General features: G+C 37.0%; 19 protein-coding genes and 1 pseudogene. 16 read left to right on the top strand and 4 right to left on the bottom strand.

The window, feature by feature from the left end; translation table 11 throughout:
* The first annotated feature begins 355 nt into the window (after positions 1–355).
* The 4 genes and pseudogenes from HMPREF2961_RS07725 to HMPREF2961_RS07710 all read left to right on the top strand — a co-directional run bounded on the left by HMPREF2961_RS07725 (position 356) and on the right by HMPREF2961_RS07710 (position 6,265).
* Positions 356–1,201, top strand: coding sequence for a Cof-type HAD-IIB family hydrolase (locus HMPREF2961_RS07725; RefSeq protein ID WP_024635847.1), 846 nt, complete (start codon positions 356–358; stop codon positions 1,199–1,201).
* A gap of 197 nt (positions 1,202–1,398) precedes the next feature.
* A complete protein-coding gene (locus HMPREF2961_RS07720; protein WP_070704466.1) occupies positions 1,399–2,619 on the top strand; it encodes a metallophosphoesterase family protein in 1,221 nt (406 codons plus the stop codon).
* A pseudogene (locus tag HMPREF2961_RS07715) lies at positions 2,616–5,337 on the top strand (AAA family ATPase). Before HMPREF2961_RS07720 ends, HMPREF2961_RS07715 begins: the two are co-directional and overlap by 4 nt.
* Positions 5,321–6,265: a 3'-5' exoribonuclease YhaM family protein gene (locus HMPREF2961_RS07710; protein ID WP_002291331.1), complete on the top strand. Its 945-nt coding sequence runs from the start codon at positions 5,321–5,323 to the stop codon at positions 6,263–6,265. Before HMPREF2961_RS07715 ends, HMPREF2961_RS07710 begins: the two are co-directional and overlap by 17 nt.
* A 67-nt stretch (positions 6,266–6,332) precedes the next feature.
* On the opposite strand, the gene HMPREF2961_RS07705 is transcribed toward HMPREF2961_RS07710, so the two are convergent.
* The 3 genes from HMPREF2961_RS07705 to HMPREF2961_RS07695 form a co-directional block, all read right to left on the bottom strand.
* On the bottom strand, positions 6,333–7,343 hold the full coding sequence (locus HMPREF2961_RS07705) for a peptidylprolyl isomerase (protein WP_002291335.1): 1,011 nt from the start codon (positions 7,341–7,343) through the stop codon (positions 6,333–6,335).
* 177 nt (positions 7,344–7,520) lie between these two features.
* A complete protein-coding gene (locus HMPREF2961_RS07700; RefSeq protein WP_002291336.1) occupies positions 7,521–7,868 on the bottom strand; it encodes a YtxH domain-containing protein in 348 nt (115 codons plus the stop codon).
* Complete coding sequence (locus tag HMPREF2961_RS07695; RefSeq protein WP_002291337.1) at positions 7,861–8,295, bottom strand: HIT family protein; 435 nt, start codon at positions 8,293–8,295, stop codon at positions 7,861–7,863. The genes HMPREF2961_RS07700 and HMPREF2961_RS07695 overlap by 8 nt, the downstream gene beginning before the upstream one ends.
* Positions 8,296–8,432: 137 nt before the next feature.
* Here HMPREF2961_RS07695 and HMPREF2961_RS07690 point away from each other — a divergent pair, with 137 nt between their 5' ends.
* The 4 genes from HMPREF2961_RS07690 (at position 8,433) to trmB (ending at position 12,090) form a co-directional block, all read left to right on the top strand.
* Positions 8,433–9,170 (top strand): ABC transporter ATP-binding protein, encoded by a 738-nt coding sequence (locus HMPREF2961_RS07690; RefSeq protein ID WP_070704463.1) that lies wholly within the window; start codon positions 8,433–8,435, stop codon positions 9,168–9,170.
* Positions 9,163–10,374, top strand: a complete 1,212-nt coding sequence (locus HMPREF2961_RS07685) for an ABC transporter permease (protein WP_002315628.1) — start codon at positions 9,163–9,165, stop codon at positions 10,372–10,374. Before HMPREF2961_RS07690 ends, HMPREF2961_RS07685 begins: the two co-directional genes overlap by 8 nt.
* Before the next feature lie 202 nt (positions 10,375–10,576).
* The gene (locus tag HMPREF2961_RS07680) at positions 10,577–11,359 is read left to right on the top strand and encodes a phosphotransferase family protein (RefSeq protein ID WP_002291341.1); all 783 of its coding nucleotides are present in this window, start codon (positions 10,577–10,579) and stop codon (positions 11,357–11,359) included.
* Between the two features lie 68 nt (positions 11,360–11,427).
* Complete coding sequence (gene trmB, locus HMPREF2961_RS07675; protein WP_002315629.1) at positions 11,428–12,090, top strand: tRNA (guanosine(46)-N7)-methyltransferase TrmB; 663 nt, start codon at positions 11,428–11,430, stop codon at positions 12,088–12,090.
* A 113-nt stretch (positions 12,091–12,203) separates the two neighbouring features.
* On the opposite strand, the gene ade is transcribed toward trmB, so the two are convergent.
* Entirely contained in the window at positions 12,204–13,931 is a 1,728-nt protein-coding gene (gene ade, locus HMPREF2961_RS07670; protein ID WP_070704460.1) for an adenine deaminase, read from the bottom strand.
* Positions 13,932–14,062: 131 nt separating this feature from the next.
* Between ade and comGA the strand changes: the two genes are divergently transcribed.
* The 8 genes from comGA (at position 14,063) to HMPREF2961_RS07630 (ending at position 18,936) form a co-directional block, all read left to right on the top strand.
* A complete protein-coding gene (gene comGA, locus HMPREF2961_RS07665) occupies positions 14,063–14,992 on the top strand; it encodes a competence type IV pilus ATPase ComGA (protein WP_024634693.1) in 930 nt (309 codons plus the stop codon).
* Positions 14,949–15,998: a competence type IV pilus assembly protein ComGB gene (gene comGB / locus HMPREF2961_RS07660; protein ID WP_002315632.1), complete on the top strand. Its 1,050-nt coding sequence runs from the start codon at positions 14,949–14,951 to the stop codon at positions 15,996–15,998. The genes comGA and comGB overlap by 44 nt, the downstream gene beginning before the upstream one ends.
* Entirely contained in the window at positions 15,995–16,273 is a 279-nt protein-coding gene (gene comGC / locus HMPREF2961_RS07655; protein ID WP_002309938.1) for a competence type IV pilus major pilin ComGC, read from the top strand. Before comGB ends, comGC begins: the two co-directional genes overlap by 4 nt.
* A complete protein-coding gene (comGD, locus tag HMPREF2961_RS07650) occupies positions 16,248–16,718 on the top strand; it encodes a competence type IV pilus minor pilin ComGD (protein ID WP_002291349.1) in 471 nt (156 codons plus the stop codon). The genes comGC and comGD overlap by 26 nt, the downstream gene beginning before the upstream one ends.
* The gene (locus tag HMPREF2961_RS07645; protein WP_002315634.1) at positions 16,690–17,037 is read left to right on the top strand and encodes a hypothetical protein; all 348 of its coding nucleotides are present in this window, start codon (positions 16,690–16,692) and stop codon (positions 17,035–17,037) included. The genes comGD and HMPREF2961_RS07645 overlap by 29 nt, the downstream gene beginning before the upstream one ends.
* Positions 17,000–17,425 (top strand): competence type IV pilus minor pilin ComGF, encoded by a 426-nt coding sequence (comGF, locus tag HMPREF2961_RS07640; protein ID WP_002328904.1) that lies wholly within the window; start codon positions 17,000–17,002, stop codon positions 17,423–17,425. The genes HMPREF2961_RS07645 and comGF overlap by 38 nt, the downstream gene beginning before the upstream one ends.
* The gene (comGG, locus tag HMPREF2961_RS07635) at positions 17,397–17,756 is read left to right on the top strand and encodes a competence type IV pilus minor pilin ComGG (protein ID WP_025477304.1); all 360 of its coding nucleotides are present in this window, start codon (positions 17,397–17,399) and stop codon (positions 17,754–17,756) included. Before comGF ends, comGG begins: the two co-directional genes overlap by 29 nt.
* Before the next feature lie 172 nt (positions 17,757–17,928).
* Entirely contained in the window at positions 17,929–18,936 is a 1,008-nt protein-coding gene (locus HMPREF2961_RS07630) for a class I SAM-dependent methyltransferase (protein WP_025477305.1), read from the top strand.
* The last annotated feature ends 2 nt before the right edge of the window (positions 18,937–18,938 follow it).

The following is an 18,938-nucleotide window of genomic DNA, read 5'->3' as shown; positions in this document are numbered from 1 at the left end:
CTTGTGAGAGTAGGACGTCGCCACGCAAAGGTAACAAGATGAACTAGAAATAGTTCATCTTTTTTTGTTTAAAACTTTTACTAAATTGAACTAATAGAGTCTTCTATGAATATCGAAGTTAGTTTTCACCTACTTCGTTTTTTTATAGTTGGTTATTATAAAATAACGATATAATTGATTTTGATACAATACACGTTTATTTATAAATCAAAAATATAGAGAACAGTATACAAATGTCCGTTCCTATTCTTAAAATGATTCTTACACTTACTTAAATTAGGTATAATTAGTATATGTTTTGTGAGAAATTTAGACTTATAATCAGCAGTGAATGTATAATTAACGTATAGGAGACATGGATGAAATGAAACTAATTGGTATAGATTTAGACGGTACTCTTTTGAATTCTGACCAGAGCATTAGTCAAAAAAATGCAAGAACAATGCAACATTTACCTAAAGACTGTTTTCCATTCATTTGTTCTGGAAGAGAAGTAGAAGACATTAATAATATTCTCAAAAAATCTGGTTTAATGGTTCCAGCAGTAGGATTAAATGGTTCTGTTGGATTTGATGGAGAAAAAAAGATATTTGAGTCTTTTTTCGATAAAAAGGATGTAAAAAAAATTGATTCTGTCATATCGAAATTTCCAACTAAAATATATACGAATCTCGGAAGTTATGAATCGCAGAACTATAAAAATAAAATGAAAAAAATCTTTCACGAGGTAGGTAGTGAATTTTCTGTCAAGGAGTTGAACTATGAGCTTGAGTATGAAAAATCTATTTGTTCTATTCCTTATAATAATATTGAGGAAATTATAGAAAAGGATGATATCAGTATTTACAAATTTTTTATTTTTATTCCCAATCGTCAATTGAAAGCGAATATATTTAACCGTTTGAAAAAGATGCTAAATGTGACTGTTACTGAATCAGCACCTGTAAACATTGAAATCGTGCCTCAAAATGTATCGAAAGGCACGGTGTTTGATCGTTTGGAATCAATCTACAATTTAAAAAAACCTTTGAGAATCGCGATCGGGGATAGTTTAAATGACTTATCTATGTTTGAGAGTGCAGATATTAGTTTTGCAATGGGAAATAGTCATCAAGAGATCATGAAAAAAGCTGATTATATTACCGTTTCAAACGATAAAGACGGAGTATCTCAAGCTTTTGAAAGAATTCTTACCATATAAACTAATTTAGGGAGTATAGAATATAAATATTTAGGATTGTGACAAAAATCATGTCACAATCTTTTTTCGAATAAACTCATTTTTTGAAGCCAGCCATTTATCGTAATTTCTTTGCATAATACGAACAAATTTTCGGTTATTGATGAAAAAAAACATTGAAAATGGTATGATAAAAGAAAAAGAGGAGGGAATTTTTAATGGTGAAATTTATCCATGCGGCAGATTTACATATGGATCGGTCATTTGAAGGACTGACAACTCTAGATAAAACTGTACAGGAAAAATTATTGAAGACGAATCTGACCGTTTTATCAAATATCATTGAACAGGCAATAATAAATAACGTTGATTTTGTTTTACTTGCAGGAGATAATTTTCATCAAAATCGTCCTTCATTAAAAATACAGAAACATTTTTTAGAACAGATGAAACGGTTAGAAAAAAACCATATACCTGTATTTATAATATTCGGAAATCATGATTTCTATCAAAAAGAGCGGTATTGGTTCTCCTTTCCTAAAAATGTCCATTTATTTACATCCGAAACGGTAGAGACAAAAAAAATAACGATAAAAAGTGGCGAAACTGTCTCTCTCAGTGGATTCAGTTATCGACAACCATGGATTCAAAAAGACAAAGTGATGGAATTTCCTTCTAGAGAACTCACAGATTACCATATTGGTTTGTATCACGGGGAACCTGGTACCTCGCAAAAAGGGAACTATGCCCCTTTCCAACCTTCAAAAATGCAAGAAAAAGGATACGATTATTGGGCTTTGGGGCATATCCATGTGCCAACAGTTTTAAATGAAAAGCAAACCATCGTTTATCCAGGTGCGCCTCAAGGACACACTAAAAAAGAACAAACTTCTACGTCCATTCTACTTGTTGAATTAAGTAAAGGAAGTTGTCAAATACATCCGATTAAAGTAGCAGAGGTCTATTGGAAGACAAAGGAAATATCATTGAGGCAAGCGAAAACGACAAAAGAGGTCATTGTTCATATTCGTCAGCAACTTTCAAAAGTAGAAGATGAGTTTAGTTTAATTGAGATAAAATTAAAAGATTATGACCATCTCAATACAGATGTTCTAGAGAGAATACAATCAGGAGAGTTATTAGATTATCTGTTAGAGGAATTTTCAGATAGGATAAGGGATTTATTTATTTGGCGTATTTCTCTCATGGAGGATACTTTTTATGCGAAGATTCCACTTGCTGCTTCTGCTAAATTGATGGAACAGCTATTTCAATACTATCAGACACCTCAAGATTTCCAACAAATTTTAAATGAAGTATATAGTCACCAAGAAGCGGCTAAAATATTGAGCGAACTGCCGGAATATCAAGAAGAAACACTTGAAAAAGCCAAGCAGCTACTTAATCAAGATTTTTTATTTGAGGAGGATCAGGAATGAAGATTTTAAGGATCGAGATTGCTGCTTTTGGAAAATGGCGTCAAAAAAGTTTTGATTTTTATTCAGGCAATCAGCTGATCTATGGGGGAAACGAAGCAGGAAAATCAACGATTTATCAATTTATCCAAGCCATCTTATTTGGATTCCCTTCAAAAGGCCGTAAAAAAAAAGGATTATACACCAAAAGACGGCTCAGCCTATGGCGGCAAAATATGGCTTATACATCCTGTATACGGTGAGTTTGCTGTCGAGCGCTATAAACAGCAAAATCGTGGAAAATCGAAGGTATGGCTGGGGAACCAAGTTGGAAGTGATGAATTACTAGAAAAACTGATTGCACCTTTGACGAAAGAGTTATTCCAGCAGGTATTTACTTTCCAGCAAGAACAGTTGATGGAACTAGATCACTTGAGAGAAAAAGAGCTACATGATGCACTGATTTCTTTAGGGATTACGGGCAGTTCTCAAGTATTCCAAAAAAGACAAGAATATTATCAGAAAGCACAACAGTTATTCAAGAAAAAAGGCCAAAAACTGCTGATCAATCAAAAATTAAATGAATGGAAAGAGCTTCAAGAAAAAATCCATCTAAAACAAGAACAGGAAGCTTATTTTGGCAAGTTGATCCAACAAGAACAGGAATACGAGTCGCAACAGCAACAGTTACTGGAACAACTACATGAGGCGAATAAACAATTTGCACTAGCCAGACAGCAAGAACTCAATTTTTCTTTATATGAAGAATGGCAATCCCTCAAAAAAAACATCGCCACAGGTCTTCCTGATGAACAACTTCTTCTTGATCTGGAGTCTTTTTCCAAACGGTATCAGCAAACAAATGAGCGTTTAGAAGAATTAGAAGCAACTCTGGAAAAGCATAGCGGGATGGATCAGCAGTCAGCTAGATATTATTTTTATTTAGAGCAGGAGCAAGAACTAAAAGACCTCCAACAACTCCAGTTTACAACGGAACAATTAAGCGAAGAATGGCAAAGACTTCAAATAGAGACTAGAGAAACAAATTCAGAATTGAAGATCTTGGAACAAAGATGGCAGTGGCAGAAAAATCCGTTACCGGAAGAATTTTTATATGAAGAAGAGTGGAAGAATCTTCTGGCTGAAGAAAGAAGGATTGCTGATCTAGAAAGCCAGATTTCTGTGCGTCTCCAGATAGCTAAAGAACAGCAAAAAATGATCGAAGCAGAAGTGAATGAGTTGGAAGAGACTTATCCAGCATTATTACAAAATCAGTCAGAGATAGCACCAACCCCTTCATCTAAACCCTATATGCTAATTGCTGGCGGAGCAATAATCATTGCAGGTATATTTGTACCAATGCCCTTAAAAGTGATCTTTTTATTGATTGGTGCAGGCATGGTGGGCTATTTCTTTTACAAACAGCAACCAAAGGTTAAACCTAAAAATGATTTCTCAGAAATAAAAGGAATGTGGCAAGAAAAACTAGGTCAGCTTGATTTAGCTTTAGCCCAATTAGCAGAAGCAGAAGAAAAACAAAAGAGAATCGAAGAAGAAAAACAGATTCTTCAGCAAGAAGTATATCGTTTTGCTGATCATCGGCACTTAGGAAAGATGGATACACTCAAACTCATGAAAGAATATGGGCAAGAAGTCATAGATTATCAGAAATTGTATGGCGTATTTGTGCGGAAACATAAAAGAGAGCAGGAAATCCAAGAAAAACTACAACAGATCGATCAGAAATTTGAGTTTGTTAAAGAATGGCTACCCATACAAGATAAGACGATCTCAGAAAAAATGGCTATGCTTTCCCGTTTTATCCAAGAAATGGAACAGATGAAATTTGCCAGAAGCTATCAGCAAAATACTTTATTGAAGCAAGAAATCAATCAATTGAAAAAGAAACAAAAAGTATGGATACAAGAATACAGCGAACAATTGAGCCAAGCTGGATTATCTTATCCTTCGGAAGTACCTGTCTTTTTACAAAAAGCCAAACAAGCCGAACAGCAGATGAAAAGGTACAATGAACTGTCAGAAATGCTTCGTCCACTGTTTCCTGAAGAACTGACGAAAGAGAAATTATCTGTAAGACTGCGGCAATTGAAAGAAAAACAAGGCCAACTACAGCAAGAAGAAAAAGAGGCAAGTGAAAATCGGCAACGACTCCAACTTCAAGTAGAAGAGCTGCAAAGAGACGGCACATTGGACGAACTCTATCAACAAGCTAGCCGACAAAAAGCAAAATTGCAGGAATTGCTGGAGGAATGGGGCGCATTTGAAATCGCAGGGACATTCTTAGGCGATCTTTCAACAGAGATGAGTGAGAGACAATTACCTCAGTTGTTAAAAGCAGCGGGTGATTATTTAGGTATTTTAACAAAAGGAAATTATCAGAAGATATTACTGAAAAACGATACACTGACTTTAACAGACGGATATACAGACTTTCCAATCTATGAGTTGTCTACAGGTACGAAAGATCAGCTGATTATGGCGATGAGGTTTGCTTACCTCTCGTTAGAAGCCAATCGTTCGATATGCCCGATCATCATAGATGATGGCTGGCTTCATTATGATCATCAGCGAAAGTATCAATTAGCTGAACTTTTAGCTAAATTTGGAGAAAAGTATCAAATAATTTGTTTTTCTTCTGATAAAGAAATGGTAAGCTATTACCATGAGATGAACCAAACCGTAAAACAATTAGAAGGAGCAAATAATGAAAAAAATTCGTGATTTAGTAATCGATGAGCAGTTTGAGCAATTTGTCCTGATCAAAAGTGCAGATGTAAGAATCGCTAAAAACGGAAAAAAATTTATTGCTTTTACTTTCCAAGATACTTCAGGTACCATCGATGGCAAGTACTGGGATGCTTCGGAAGAGGAAATCAATAAATTTACAGCCGGCACAGTCGTTTTTCTAAACGGTAAAAGAGAGGTTTATCAAGGGAACCCGCAAGTAAAGATTCTTCACATGCGTTTAACAAGGATGGATGAGCCAGGGGAACCTAGTTTATACATGGAAAGAGCCCCTTTGAAGAAAGAAGAAATGGAAGAAGAAATCAATCAATTATTATTTGAAATCACAAATGCACATTGGAATCGGATCGTTCGCTATCTACTCAATAAATACCAAAAACAATTTTTTGAGTTTCCGGCAGCCAAAAGAAACCATCATGCATTTGCCAGTGGATTAGCTTATCATACTTTGACAATGCTTCACTTAGGAAAATCAATTGCCGACGAATATCCTGAGTTGAATCGACCATTATTATATGCGGGTATCATTTTGCATGATTTAGGAAAGGTGATCGAACTTTCCGGTCCTATGTCGACAGAATATACGCTTGCAGGGAATTTAATCGGTCATTTGGTATTGATTGACGAAGAAATAACTAAAGCCTGTCTTGCGCTGAAAATCAGCGAAGCTGACGAAGACGTTCTCGTATTACGACATATGGTTTTAGCACATCACGGCCTATTAGAATATGGTTCACCTGTACGTCCAAGAATAATGGAAGCAGAAATATTACATCAAATCGACAATATTGATGCTTCCATGCAGATGATGTTGACTTCGATTCGTCAAACAGAACCAGGAAAATACACAGATCGGATTTTCGGTATGGACAACCGAAGTTTCTATGTACCAAAAGATTTATAGCAAAAATTTATTTTTTTCATTCAAAACAAAAAAGCGAGACATAAGTCTTCGCTTTTTTTGTTTTCTTTTATTTTGATGAATCAGTTGTTTCTTCAGTTGAAGATTCTTTTGTTGAATCAGTTGATTTTGTGTCAGAGCTCTTTGTTGAAGATGTGGCTTCACTTGAGTCTTTCGTACTTGATGAAGTTGTTGTGAATGCACTCAACACATTTTCAAAGGCATCATCTTTGATTTTTACATTTGCATCTTTTAATTCTTCACCGATTACTTTAGTCGTGAATGTATTATCACTTAATTTTGTTTCAGTAGCGATTTCTTTTAATTGATCTTTGTATTTATCCATGTCGTTGCCTTTATTTTGGTTTTTCACCATTTTGACAACATAGTATTCTGTTGCATAAGAAGTAGTATTTGTTGCAGTAATAACGTCAGAGACTTCGCCGTCTTTCAATTTGAAAGCTGCTTCTTTTACTTCTGCAGGAATGGTTGTTGTCGTCGAGTCGAATTTGACTTTACCGCCATCTTCTTTTGTCTCTGAATCAGTCGATTTGTCTTTGGCTAATTTAGAGAAATCATCCCCATCGTCCGCTGATTTTTTTACATCTTTGGCTTCATCTTCACTTGATAATTTGATGATTTGTGCTTCTACTTCTGGATGGAAAGATTCCCAAGCAGTTTTCAAATCATCATCTGTAATATCTACATGAGCCTTCAAACCAGCTTCAAAAGCTAGATTATTACGGATATATTCTTTATAAGAATCTTTCGTATACCCAGCAGTTTCTAATTGTGATTCAAAAGTATCACCTAAAGATTTCGCTTGTTTGTCGTATTCTGCATCCACTTGTTTATCTGTTACTTTATCGCCGTATTTGTTATTGAATACTTTATAGATGATCATCCGTTGTACTAATGATTGGTTCGATGATTCGAGCTTTGCTTCATCGTAGAAATCAGATACAGTGATCGTTCCGCCTTTCATCGTTGCGATATCTTTATTGGTATCGCCTGAACAAGCCGCTAGAGTTAAAACAGCCAACGCACTAGTAGCTGCCAAAATAATTGATTTTTTTTTCATTAATGTTTGCACTCCTGTAATTAGTTATTATTTTTTATATATTAACTATACCATATCCCATGCCCTTTAAAAGCGTTCTCGTGATAGTTTCAAACAAAATTCAAAATTTCATCACATTCCTAGGAAATGTGCAATTATTCCTCTATTAGACAGTCGTATCTGTTGAGAAAATGATCATTATTGTATTTGATCAGGATACTCAGGCAGATCAGCTGTTAGTTTTTCTACTTGTTCATTGATTTGGGCGATACGTGGTTCGGCCTGGAATTTAAAATCTTCGATATCTTTTTTGATGGCTTCTTGGAAAGCGGGAATCACAGATTCAGCTGTTTCTTTTGTCTCAATCAATGCGCTTTTAAAATGATCCAAGCTGTTATTTAAATCGTTTGTCAGAGTGGTTGCTTCTTCCAGTTCTTCAATCAGTTTTTTTCTTGTTTCGTTCCCACTCCTAGGTGCAAATAACAGACCTCCGACAGTTCCAGCAGCAGCTCCGAATAACAGTCCTTTGAAAAAGTTTTTAATCATCGCTGTGCACCTGCTTTACGATTGTTTCTTGAATAGCTTTTAGTTCTTCTGGTCCATAACTGTCTTGATGGTTGCCAAAGTGGATAGAAAAATCGTCCTCTTTGCTATAGCGAGGAACTAAATGGATATGTGAATGAAAAACAGATTGATAAGCTAATTCACGGTTGTTATTCAAGATATTAAGACCTTTCATTTCTGGAAAAGCTTTTTCTAATGCTTGAGCAATCTTAGGCACACGTGAAAAAACTTCTCCTGCAAGTTCAGGATCATATTCAAAAATATCTGCTACATGACGTTTAGGGACAACTAACGTGTGTCCTTTCGTTGCTTGAGAAATGTCTAAAAAAGCATAGACTTTGTCGTCTTCATAAATTTTATAGCTTGGGATTTCTTGATTGATGATTTTGCAAAAAATACAGTTTTCCATAAAAAACATCCTTTCCATAAAGAATAAATACTTCAGCTTAACTTTACCATAAGTTAAAGCCATTGTAAGGAAAAAAACAAAATACCGTCATTTTCTTCGTGGTATAATAAATAAAAATAAATGGCGGAGGAAAAAGAATGAGTTTAATTATCGATCATGTCACAGGAGGGTATGGCCATCTCCCTGTGTTAAAAGACATCAGTTTCAACGTACAGCCTGGAGAGATAGTAGGATTGATCGGGCTGAACGGAGCAGGGAAAAGTACAACCATCAAGCACATTATCGGTCTGTTGGAACCTTCAAAGGGAACGATAGAAATCAATCATCTATCTTTAAAGAAAAATACAGAAGAATATCGTAAACAAATTGGGTATATTCCAGAGACGCCTTCTTTATATGAAGAATTGACTTTGAGGGAACATATCGAAGTCACTGCGATGGCCTATGATATACCTATGGATACAGCAATGAAAAGAGCTGAAAAGCTGTTGGAGACTTTCCGTTTGTCTAATCGCCTTGACTGGTTTCCGGCTAATTTTTCAAAAGGGATGAAGCAGAAAGTGATGATCTTATGCGCCTTTTTGATCGAGCCTTCTTTATATATCATTGATGAACCATTCATAGGATTGGACCCACTAGCTATCAATGCGCTGCTTGAATTGATGGTAGAGATGAAAAAAGAAGGAGCCGGTATTTTGATGTCTACGCATATTTTAGCTACTGCAGAAAAATACTGTGACCGTTTTGTGATCTTACATAACGGAGAGATACGAGCAGATGGGACCCTTGAGATGTTGAGAAAAGAATTTCATCTGCCGGATTCTTCTTTGGACGAAATCTATATCGCTTTAACAAAGGAGCAGGCACATGAGTAGTTTTTTTCAAAAACGTTTAGCAAGGCATCAAAAGAAAATGATGAAATATATGCGCTATGTGTTGAACGATCATTTTGTTTTAGTTTGTCTTTTCTTAATTGGTGGCGTGGGATTGTACTATTCTAGCTGGTTGAAAACCTTGCATCCGCCTTTTGCACTTGGGGGAATGATAATCTCTATATTTTGGATGCTCTGTTTATTTGTAGGCAAGATGGCTACTTTTGCGGAGGCAGCAGATATTGTTTTTTTACTTCCGAAAGAAAAAGAAATGCAGACCTATTTGGAACGAGCTTTTCGCTATTCTTGCATTTTTCCGATGATCCTTTTGATATTGGCATGCGGATTTGCTATGCCATTAGTGGTGGTTAGTACTCAGCAAGTCTTTTCGATGTTTTTCGTCTATCTGATCATATTATGGAGTTTGAAATTCAGTCATCTGCAAATTAAGCGAGCAGAATTGTTTCGGCTAGATCAACAGGTCATTCGTTATTGGAAAACAGGTTGGTTACTTTCTTCTATGCTCATTTTGCTTCTTTCATTTTATTGGCTGGTCTGGGCAGGGGTAGCAGGTGCATTGGTACAGGCAAGTCTATATTACTGGTTTTTGTGGAAGCAACAGGAAAAAGGATTGGATTGGGAGAATATGGTGCACGCAGAAGAACAAAGGTTGCATCAAATCTATCAATTTATTAATTTATTCACCGATGTTCCTGAAATTACGGCAAAGGTAAAAAGAAGACGCTACTTGGATCCTCTATTGACTCATATTAAGAGAGAATCAAAAAACACTTATCTTTACTTGTTTGCAAGAAGATTGGCAAGAGGTTCTGATTTTAGTGGTCTTTATTTCCGGTTAGTAATTATAGGTGGGCTATTGATTTTCGGAGTGATCGACTTTTATTTTAGTCTGATAATCGGTTCTTTATTTTTATATTTGATCGGGTTCCAATTGTTGCCTTTAGCGAGCCAGTTCCGCTATATGGTGCTCGTTCAGCTTTATCCGATCCATGAGAATCAGAAGAAGCAGGCGATCCAGTATCTGCTCACATGGGTATTAGTTATCGCATCGGTTATCTTTGGGTTGATTGCTGCAGTCGTATTGGATGGTCAGCAGCGATGGGTTCCGCTAGCGGCTTATTTGATTGTTACGGGTCTCTTTGTTAAACTATATGTACCAACTCGTTTGAAGAAGATGTCAGACTGAAAACAAAGCTGTGTAGGATAAAAATGAACTGAAAAATAGAGCGTTGACAGTAAGAATGCTGTTCGTTCTATTTTTTTTGAGAAAAGTCGGTTTTTTGAATGGCAAATAAATGAAAAAGAACGTATATGTGCTTGACGTGTAGTGATCAGGCGACTAGAATAATAAGTACTGCAAAACAAAGAGTAAGAGGACGGGAGAATGCATGATGGAGTTTCAGTTAGACCAAGAGTGGCGGTTACGTCCCATCAAAGGCGATACAGGAAAAACATACATAGGCATGCGTGATGAAGACAAAGTCTTTATTAAACGAAACACGACTCCGATGTTGGCTGCTCTTTCAAGGGAAGGAATTACACCAAAACTTGTTTGGACAAAACGAACGGGGAATGGCGATACCTTGACAGCACAAGAATGGCTAGAAGGCCGCTTGCTAACTCCTAATGAGATTGGTCAAAGAAATGACGTAATTGATGTTTTGTACCATTTACATCATTCAAATTCTCTTAAAACCATGCTGACCCGTATCGGCGGACGTGTTATGACGCCGGAGAAGATGTTGCAAAAATATGAAAAAGAATTACCAGAAGAACTCCAGAAAAATCAATTTCTGCAAATCGTCCATCGATTTCTTCGTGAGCAGATCCCGCCGATAGATAAGGAAAATCTATCAGTAGTGCATGGAGATGTAAATCATCGAAATTGGTTAGTATGTAAAAATTATTTATATCTCGTGGATTGGGATTCAATCATGTTTGCAGACCCTGCGGTAGATATTGCAACGATTTTAGGAAATTATGTGCCTCTATCCAGTTGGAATCAATGGCTGATCAGTTATGGCATACGTCCGACTGACGAAATGCTTGAAAAGTTTCACTGGTATGCGGCCATGAATTTGCTCCAAGAAATCACTAGATACTGCAAACGTGAAGATCATCGACGAATGAACGAAGAAATTTTACAATTAAAACGAATTTTCAGTGGCTGAGGTTTGGCCCAAACTCTGCGGAGATTTGGCCAGACCTTTTTAATTAGAGAAAGGAATGGAGATAAATAATGCGTGTCCGAAATCGTCCGGGAGCAGCGGAAATGCTAGCGGCTCACCCGAATTTTGTAATTAGTGATCCAACATTGTGGAAGGGAAAATGGAATGAATTGTTTGGAAACGATCATCCAATCCACATTGAGATTGGAATGGGGAAAGGCCAGTTCATTACTGGAATGGCAAAAGCCCATCCTGAAATCAATTATATTGGAGTAGAAATGCAAGTAAGTGTTGTTTCTATAGCATTAGACAAGTTGATCGAACAACCGCTTCCTAACCTGAAGCTTCTGCATGTGGATGGATCAGCATTGACAGAATATTTCGCTGACAGCGAAGTAGATCAGATCTATCTGAATTTTTCTGATCCATGGCCGAAAAAACGACATGAAAAACGGCGCTTGACATACAAAACTTTTCTTGCTGTAGATGAACAGATCCTCCGCCCAAATGGAGAAATCCACTTCAAAACAGATAATCAAGGATTGTTTGAGTATTCGCTGGCAAGTTTTTCTCAATATGGCATGATCCTCAAACAGGTATGGTTGGATTTGCATCAAAGTCAATTTGAAGGCAATATTATGACGGAGTATGAAGAAAAATTTTCTTCGAAAGGTCAACGTATTTATCGAGTAGAAGCTCGATTTCAAGATAAGACCAAAAAGAAAAGTCTGTGAATGAACTTTTTACTTTCATAAAAATATAAATCAAATCCCAGAAAACACATTACATCTGTCATGTGCATTTTCTGGGACTTTTTTGATTTAAGATATACCTATTTCCTCGGTTTTCAACAAGGTGGAATCAATTGGAATCGAGAGAATGAAAATAATCCTTTGTCGGTGATCTTCAATTCGGGTATGACAGATAAGGTTAAGAAAGAAAGTGTCAAAAAAGGATCAAAGGTTTTAGCTGCCCCTAGTTGATGTGTTTCAGCTATTAATTCATTCAGCTGTTCATTGACGAGCGAAAAAGGTTCCTGTGTCATGATGCCGCCTATCGGTAGAGGAAGACAAGCTATTTCCTTCTGTTTGTTGACAACAGTCATCCCGCCACCTTTTTGAATCAAAAGATTAGCAGCATACAGCATATCCTCATCATTTGTTCCCACGACAACTAGATTATGAGAGTCATGAGCAATCGTTGTCGCTATCGCCCCTTGTTTCAGCTGAAATCCTTTTACGATGCCTAACCCAATATTTCTGGTTTGATGGTGACGCTCGATCACCGCAATCTTTAATTGGTCTTTTTCGATTGAAGGAATGAATCGTTCGCCTTGTCGGTCCACTTTTTCTACCAAATCGTTCGTGACGAGACTATTCGGGATAATTTCGATCACATGGGCTTGTGAAGAAGGGAGAAGCAGCTCTAACGAACGAGGATGCAATGGTTGAGCATTTAGGTTTGGTAGACAGCATGTATATGGATTTGAATGATCAGCAAATAAATGGTCTTCGAGTTGACCAGATTGGACGACCAATGTTCCCTTATAGAAAACTTCATGAATTGGCAGCTTGGTAAGATCGTCTGTTAAGAAGAAATCAGCTTGATACCCAGGAGCAATCGCACCTAGTGTTTTCAAATCAAAACATTCTGCTGCATTCAATGTTGCCATCTGGATTGCCTGTAACGGATCAATTCCCATTGAAATAGCTTGACGGACGATATGGTCAATCGATCCTTCTTTAACTAAATCATTGATGAGTTTATCATCGGTGACAAAGAAGCATCTTCTTGAATTATCAGGCGTGATCGCCGGTAGTAGCGAGGCCAGATCTTTTGCAACGGTCCCTTCTCGAACCATTAAATACATACCAAGATCCAAACGTTCTTTAGCCTCTTTTGCAGTTGTAGCTTCATGATCCGTCCGAATACCTGCTGCGGGATAAACATTTAATTCTTCCATGCCGATACCAGCTGCATGTCCGTCAATCTTTTTCTTATGCTGGTGCATCAACTGGATCTTTTCTAGGATATCTGCTTCATTATTTGCTACTGCTTGATAGTTCATGACTTCAGCTAAACCTAAAACTTCGGGATTTTGTAAAAAAGGTGCCAGATTTTTGGCATTTAGATTTGCACCATTTGTCTCAAATGGGGTGACAGGTACACAAGAAGGGAGCATAAAGAAAATATTCATAAGCGTTTGTCTTGCGTCTTCTATCATAAATTGAAGACCAGTACTCCCAGCGATGTTTCCTATTTCGTGGGGGTCTGTTACTACAGTAGTGACTCCATGAAGCAAGGATACTTTTGAAAATTCACTTGGTGATAAAAGTGAACTTTCAATATGCACATGGCCATCAATGAATCCTGGTACTAGATATTGCCCCTTAGCATTATGTACGCTTTTTCCTTCGTATTCACCAATCCCTACGATCATTCCTTCGTAAATCGCTACATCTTTTTCCATGATCTCTTTCGTAAAGACATTGACGATCTTAGCCTGTTTGATCACTAGATCAGCGGGCTTTTTTTTACTTGCTACTTCGATGTATTTCTTTAATGTTGATTCCAATGGAATGCCTCCCAAGATAAATTTTTATAAGTATAACATAAATTCGTTTTTTGCCAATGTTTTTTAATAAATTCATTTTATTTGAAACAAAAAGTTCAAAAAGACGTATGTTTTTTGTGGAGGGGAGAATAATGGAAATAAAACGATTATCCGATCAAATGATAAGTGAAAGTTTCGCCAAACATGCCCAAGACGTATATGTCTTGCCAGCTTCAGAAGTATTTTACATCTATTTTCGCTATGGAAAAAAACGAACATTCTGGAAGGAAGTATCTTCGGCAGATGGCCAGCAATTGATTTCAAGATTTAAGTATTTGGGACAAATGGATATCGGAGAAAAAAGAAAAGCTCAATTAGGTGCATTGACCTATTCTTTAGAAAAACAGAAGGTTCGGTTACGACTGTCTTCTGTAGGAGATTACCTTCAACGAGAAAGCTTAGTGATTCGGCTATTATACGGTATTTCTGAAACACCTCATCGTTGCTTTAATTCTCTAGATTTTGAAACTATTTTGCAGAAAACCTTTAGACGTGGATTATATCTATTCAGCGGACCAGTCGGGTCAGGCAAGACGTCATTGATGTATCGGTTAGCTTTGAAAGAAAAACGGCAAGTAATCACGATTGAAGATCCTGTAGAGATCGAAGAACCATTCTTTCTGCAATTGCAGATCAATCCCAAAATAGCACAGACTTATGACACACTTTTGAAGCTCGCATTACGGCATCGCCCTGATTTGTTGATCATTGGCGAAATAAGAGATGAATCAACTGCACATGCTGCGGTAAGAGCTGCACTAACGGGACATCGGGTATTCGCAACCGTACATGCACGCAATCTTGAAGGTACATTGATCAGAATCCATGAACTAACAAAGAAAAAAGAAGAGCTATCTGAATGTCTAGCTGGAGTCATTTATCAAGAACTTTTGGAAGATGCCGATCACCATCCTTCTGTCTTGTGGAGTTATCAATTTATGGAGGAAGAACCAGTAAAAAAATCATGGGAGGAAAGCTATGAAGAAGCTCAGAAAAAAACTTGGCAGTCAGAACTATTCTAAAGGACTGACAAGAAGCCAGCAAAACCAGTTTGCACAAACCATGGGAGAACTGCTTTTAACTGGTTTTAGTTTGCAAGAATCCCTTTATTTATTACTCACGATCCGTTCGTTCCAGCCTGCTATTTTGGCAAACATCCAACATCAGCTAAAGGAAGGACAACCGTTTAGTGAAGTACTTTCGCAAACAGGGTATGGAGCAGAACAACTGGTACAGATCGAATTAGCTGAACTTCACGGGAATCTGCCGGCAACTTTGTTGGAAATTGCCAAACAGTTTCGTCTGGTCGAAGGATTTCGCAATGATTTGAAAAAGCTGCTTGCCTATCCGATGCTATTGCTCACCTTTTTGCTAGGTATCTTATTTAGTATGCGTTTGCTCGTTTTACCTCAGCTTATTGGTTCAGGGATGGTTATGGAAGAGCATTGGGGGATTCAGCTGATACAAGTCTTTCACTGGTACGTTCTACTATTTATCCTCGTGGTTGCTTTATTGACTTTTCTAGTAAGGTATCGGCTGATGAAATTGTCTCCTATTGATCGGAGTGAATGGATCAGCAGACAATTGGTGATTGGGCCGATATATTCCTTGTATCAATCTGCTTATTTGTCGCTAGAGATTGGCAAACTTTTTCATGAAGGCTTCGAATTAAGGCAAATCATCGTTTGCTTGAAGGAGACGAAACAAGAAAGTCTGATTCAACACCTTGCTTCCAAGATGATACAAGGATTGGAGGCAGGTATACCATTAGCTGATCAGTTCCAGAATTACCGTTTTCTATCTGAAGAATTCAGCAAGATTATTTTGCAGGGAGAGGCAAAAGGAAATTTAGGGAAAGAACTGATATTTTACAGCGAATGGACAAGAAAACAGCTTTTCAAACGACTTCAGCACTGGCTGCATTTTATTCAGCCAATTATTTTTTTGGGCGTAGCGGTTTTGATTTTACTGGTATATGCTGCTGTTTTATTACCTGTTTATGGAAGTATCGAGGAGGTCTTGCCATGAAAAAGAAAAGAACACCTTATTATAGCGGTTTTACATTAATCGAAATGCTGATCGTTTTACTGATCATCAGTGTACTAGTATTGTTGTTCGTTCCTAATTTGTCACGTTATAGGAATCATGTAGACCAAGAAAGTCGTGAAGCAATCATTCAGTTGGTAGACACACAAAAAGAGCTCTACGCGCTTCAAAACAATGGAAGAATCCCTACCGTGGAGGAATTATTGAATGAAGGCTATATCAAACGAGAACATGCAGACATCTACCAGCGACCTTGAAGGTAAAACATTAGCATCAGGATATACGTTGTTTGAGTCACTCTTACTGATTTTATTGCTTACAACAATCCTTTCTTTTCCAGTTCTCGCATTTTCTGCATGGAAGAATGAATTGGCAGTCTATCAATTTTTCAGCCAGTTTGAAAAACGAATCTATACCACTCAAAAAATCGCTATTGTGAACCAAATCCAAACAGGTTTTTATTGGAACAATGACGAAAATCAGATCATTTTTCGTATGTCGCAACCCGATGAAGCGAGCTGGAAAGTATTAGATATTCCTGATGAGATTACCTTGAAACGCCATGCTTCCATCACTTTTGCGGCTGGAACTGGAAATGAAAGTTCACTAAAAGCGTATCAATTTTATTGGGAAGAAAAAGGGCAAACGATTACGTATCAATTCCAGATGGGGAGTGGACGCTATACAAAAAGAATTGAATAGAAAAGGGTTTATTTTATTAGAGTCCCTTACAGCGCTGATGATTGCTTCCGTCTGTGTGTACTTAGTGAGTTTTGGTCAGCTTTTTTTACTTCAGGCAGAAAAGAACAGCGGGGAGGAAATGCTACTTATTCGAATGGTTTACGAAGATACCAAGACACAGCGGATATATCACAAAAGACCAGAGCGAAGTGAAGAAATGATTATGTACGATATCCAAATTGTCGAAAATAATGGAGTAATCGAAAAAGTGCTTGTCAATATGGAGAAAGAAGCAATCAATATTGAAAAAACAAGAAATCCCGGCATTTACGCTGATTGAATGTCTAATCGGACTAATGATAGTAAGCAGTATATTGCTGTCATTCAATCTTTTGATCCAGCAAACCATCCAAGTAAGTGACTTTCTGCAGCGTAAAGATCAAAAAGAGTGGCTGATATTTTTAGCACAATTAGAAGAGGAACTTAACAGCAGTCACAATGTTTCCGTGAAAAATCAGCAATTGCATTACACTGTAGAGGATAAACAGTACATCATCGAAAGATATCAGACGATGATACGTAAAAGAAGAACTTCCGGCGGGCATCAACCTATGTTAACAAGCATCACTGAGCTTCAATTATTGGAAAAAGAACACACAATTTCTTTTTATGTACACTTTGAAAATGGAGAAGATGGATATGCCATATGGACAAAAAACGATCAATAGAAAATGTTGTAAGGGCTCTATTTTATTTTCTGTGTTGCTTTTATTTCTTTTATGTACGTTTTTATTAACGGCAGCATTAGAAAGCTATCGTTTGTCAATAGATCTGAATATACGAATAAAAAATTATTATATAGCAAAAATAATGAAACAGATGGCTCTATCGGAACAGTCTATACTTGTTGAGAAGTCGGAAGGGATTTTTTACTACACAACTGGATCTGTAACATATCAATGGGTACAACAGTCTCTATTCTTGGAGGTAGAAGTCTCGCCGTTTATCTTTCGATTCATAGAAGAAGTAAAAAATGATACAGATACTGGTACAGAATGAGGAATTGTTCGTGAAAACGCCCTCTTTTCTGTTATAACACTGTTTTTAATAAAAAAATGTTTGCCGTTTCACAAAATAAAAAACAGTGAAAACGATTGAAATTTTGTCAATTGTTCGATAGAATTAAACAGGTGAAAAAATTGTTATAATATATCTAGAAATGAGGTGCACCATGTTACCAGAAAAAATGGAACAAGGGTTCAATCAGAACCTGGAAGCTATTCAGCTTTTACAGAATGCATTGGGAACTTCCTTTTTAGAAGCCTATGTCGAAAATGCAGAAAATCTAATAGATGATTATCAAGTACGTGTGGTGGATGGAGTGCCGGCAAAAGAGACAGCACAACGGATCACAGCTCTTTATGAAGAGTTGAAAAAACTTTCTTTCGAGCCAGAAGAATGGCGCAGATTGTCTCAACTGCTTTTATTGAAGGGCAACCAGACAGAACATCTGCAGGCGAACCATCAACTCACTCCTGATAGTATCGGTTTTTTATTTGTTTTTCTTATTGAACAACTATACACAAATAAAAAGGAACCAGTTAAGATTCTGGATATTGCGGCAGGAATGGGCAACTTGTTATTAACAGTTCTTTTAAACCTATCGAATGCGGGGTATCAAACAGAAGGATTTGGTGTGGATATTGATGATACATTGTTGGCTGTGGCAGCTTCTACAAGTGATTTGACACAAGCAAATGTTCAATACTTCCATCAAGACGGGTTGCAGGATTTATTAATCGATCCTGTCGATTTTGCAATCAGCGATTTGCCGATCGGTTATTATCCGAATGACGAAAAAGCAAAAGAATTTTTAACAAGTACCGAAGAAGGCCACAGTTATGCACATCATTTATTGCTGGAGCAATCAATGAAATACGTGAAGCCGGATGGTTTTGGTTTGTTTTTGATGCCAAGCGGTTTTTTAGAAACGGATCAAAGCGAAGAAATCAAAAAATGGTTTAAAGAAGAAGGCTATCTTCAAGGAATGATTCAATTGCCAGATGAGTTGTTCCGCAACAAACAATCACAAAAAAGTATTTTGATCTTACAGAAAAAAGGACCACAAGCAAAACAAGTAAAAGAAGTACTGCTTGTGAAACTTGCTTCACTAAAAGAACCAGAGAAGGTGACGGAATTTTTCAACGAGTTTAAAAACTGGAAATCATCTGCTCTGTAATC

Origin of the sequence: Enterococcus sp. HMSC076E04 (genome assembly GCF_001814285.1) — a bacterium.
GTDB lineage: Bacteria > Bacillota > Bacilli > Lactobacillales > Enterococcaceae > Enterococcus_B > Enterococcus_B lactis.
The sequence above is the reverse complement of the archived record's forward strand: the minus strand, read 5'-3'. Positions and strand labels throughout refer to the sequence as shown.

Excerpts from the sequence above, each read along its gene's own strand:
- HMPREF2961_RS07725 (WP_024635847.1), top strand. The coding sequence starts at position 356 with ATGGATGAAATGAAACTAATTGGTATAGATTTAGACGGTACTCTTTTG.
- HMPREF2961_RS07720 (WP_070704466.1), top strand. The coding sequence starts at position 1,399 with ATGGTGAAATTTATCCATGCGGCAGATTTACATATGGATCGGTCATTT.
- HMPREF2961_RS07710 (WP_002291331.1), top strand. The coding sequence starts at position 5,321 with ATGAAAAAAATTCGTGATTTAGTAATCGATGAGCAGTTTGAGCAATTT.
- HMPREF2961_RS07705 (WP_002291335.1), bottom strand. The coding sequence starts at position 7,343 with ATGAAAAAAAAATCAATTATTTTGGCAGCTACTAGTGCGTTGGCTGTT.
- HMPREF2961_RS07700 (WP_002291336.1), bottom strand. The coding sequence starts at position 7,868 with ATGATTAAAAACTTTTTCAAAGGACTGTTATTCGGAGCTGCTGCTGGA.
- HMPREF2961_RS07695 (WP_002291337.1), bottom strand. The coding sequence starts at position 8,295 with ATGGAAAACTGTATTTTTTGCAAAATCATCAATCAAGAAATCCCAAGC.
- HMPREF2961_RS07690 (WP_070704463.1), top strand. The coding sequence starts at position 8,433 with ATGAGTTTAATTATCGATCATGTCACAGGAGGGTATGGCCATCTCCCT.
- HMPREF2961_RS07685 (WP_002315628.1), top strand. The coding sequence starts at position 9,163 with ATGAGTAGTTTTTTTCAAAAACGTTTAGCAAGGCATCAAAAGAAAATG.
- HMPREF2961_RS07680 (WP_002291341.1), top strand. The coding sequence starts at position 10,577 with ATGATGGAGTTTCAGTTAGACCAAGAGTGGCGGTTACGTCCCATCAAA.
- trmB (WP_002315629.1), top strand. The coding sequence starts at position 11,428 with ATGCGTGTCCGAAATCGTCCGGGAGCAGCGGAAATGCTAGCGGCTCAC.
- comGA (WP_024634693.1), top strand. The coding sequence starts at position 14,063 with ATGGAAATAAAACGATTATCCGATCAAATGATAAGTGAAAGTTTCGCC.
- comGB (WP_002315632.1), top strand. The coding sequence starts at position 14,949 with ATGAAGAAGCTCAGAAAAAAACTTGGCAGTCAGAACTATTCTAAAGGA.
- comGC (WP_002309938.1), top strand. The coding sequence starts at position 15,995 with ATGAAAAAGAAAAGAACACCTTATTATAGCGGTTTTACATTAATCGAA.
- comGD (WP_002291349.1), top strand. The coding sequence starts at position 16,248 with ATGCAGACATCTACCAGCGACCTTGAAGGTAAAACATTAGCATCAGGA.
- comGG (WP_025477304.1), top strand. The coding sequence starts at position 17,397 with ATGCCATATGGACAAAAAACGATCAATAGAAAATGTTGTAAGGGCTCT.
- HMPREF2961_RS07630 (WP_025477305.1), top strand. The coding sequence starts at position 17,929 with ATGTTACCAGAAAAAATGGAACAAGGGTTCAATCAGAACCTGGAAGCT.